Source organism: Aurantiacibacter xanthus (genome assembly GCF_003584015.1).
GTDB lineage: Bacteria > Pseudomonadota > Alphaproteobacteria > Sphingomonadales > Sphingomonadaceae > Alteraurantiacibacter > Alteraurantiacibacter xanthus.
In genome coordinates this window covers 1-1,524 of sequence record NZ_QXFM01000094.1, presented here as the reverse complement: position 1 = coordinate 1,524, position 1,524 = coordinate 1, and the positions used below count along the sequence as shown (strand labels likewise).

General features: G+C 61.2%; 1 protein-coding gene. It reads left to right on the top strand.

Annotated features, from left to right (window positions below; translation table 11 throughout):
• Positions 1-86: 86 nt before the first annotated feature.
• Positions 87-1,450 (top strand): IS3 family transposase gene (locus tag D2V17_RS10205; RefSeq protein ID WP_119592876.1). Its coding sequence is split into 2 segments (ribosomal slippage): positions 87-435 and positions 435-1,450, totalling 1,365 coding nucleotides; the frame shifts between segments, so codons are not numbered across the junction.
• Positions 1,451-1,524: the final 74 nt, after the last annotated feature.

Here is a 1,524-nt window from a genome sequence, read left to right as displayed (position 1 = left end):
CTGTTCCCCGTCAGCGCCAATGGCACAGATTTGAGGTTGTGAATTAAGGAGTGTTGGGGCTTCGTCGTAGTGACGAAGGAACGAAGATGAAGCCCCAACACTCCTTGAAAAAATCGCCTGCCAAGGCCCCTGCTGAGCGGGTGGTGAAGGACATCCGGCGGCAGACCCGGCGGCATTTTTCGGCCGAAGACAAGATCCGCATTGTGCTCGATGGGCTGCGTGGCGAAGACAGCATTGCCGAACTATGCCGCAAGGAAGGCATTGCCCAGAGCCTGTATTACACCTGGTCGAAGGAGTTCATGGAAGCGGGCAAGCGGCGCCTGGCGGGTGACACGGCTCGTGCCGCGACCAGCGGCGAGGTGCAGGACCTGCGCCGCGAAGCCCGTGCCCTGAAGGAATGCGTGGCCGACCTGACGCTCGAAAACCGTCTGCTCAAAAAAAGCATGATCGCGGATGGGGGCGACGACGAATGAGATATCCCGCATCCGAGAAGCTCGAGATCATCCGGATCGTCGAGCAGTCGCATCTGCCGGCGAAGCTCACCCTCGACAAGCTGGGGATCGCACGCCGGACGTTCTACCGCTGGTACGACCGGTTCCTCGAAGGCGGACCGGAGGCGTTGGAAGATCGGCCATCGGCACCGAGCCGCGTGTGGAACCGGATCCCGCCTGACATCCATGATCAGATCATCGAACTGGCACTGGAGCAGTCCGAGCTGAGCCCACGGGAGCTGGCGGTGCGCTTTACCGACGAAAGGCGTTACTTCGTGTCGGAAGCCACGGTTTACCGCCTTCTGAAGGCCCATGACCTGATCACCAGCCCGGCCTATGTGGTGATCAAGGCCGCCGATCAGTTCCACACCAAGACCACCCGGCCGAACGAGATGTGGCAGACCGACTTCACCTACTTCAAGATTATCGGGTGGGGCTGGATGTACCTGTCGACCGTGCTCGACGACTTCTCACGCTACATCATCGCCTGGAAGCTGTGCACCAACATGCGCGCCGAGGACGTGACCGACACGCTGGACATGGCACTGGCCGCATCGGGCTGCGACAGCGCCACGGTGCTGCACAAGCCAAGGCTGCTGTCGGACAATGGCCCCAGCTACATCGCCGGCGAACTGGCGGAATACATCGAGGCCCAGAAGATGAGCCATGTGCGCGGTGCCCCGCTACACCCGCAGACCCAGGGCAAGATCGAGCGCTGGCATCAGACCCTGAAAAACCGCATCCTGCTGGAAAACTACTTCCTGCCCGGCGACCTCGAGGCCCGGATCGAGGCCTTCGTTGAGCACTACAACCACCAGCGTTACCACGAGAGCCTCAGCAACGTGACGCCCGCCGATGCCTACTTCGGCAGGGCACCGGCAATCATCAAACTGCGCGAAAGGATCAAGCGACAGACCATCGAACATCGGCGCTTGCAGCACCGCAAGTTCGCCGCCTAACATCAACCCCCTGACGAGGTCCGCACTCCGCTAATCTACGCCGCGAGTTGTGCCGAATGTTCTGACGACGGACA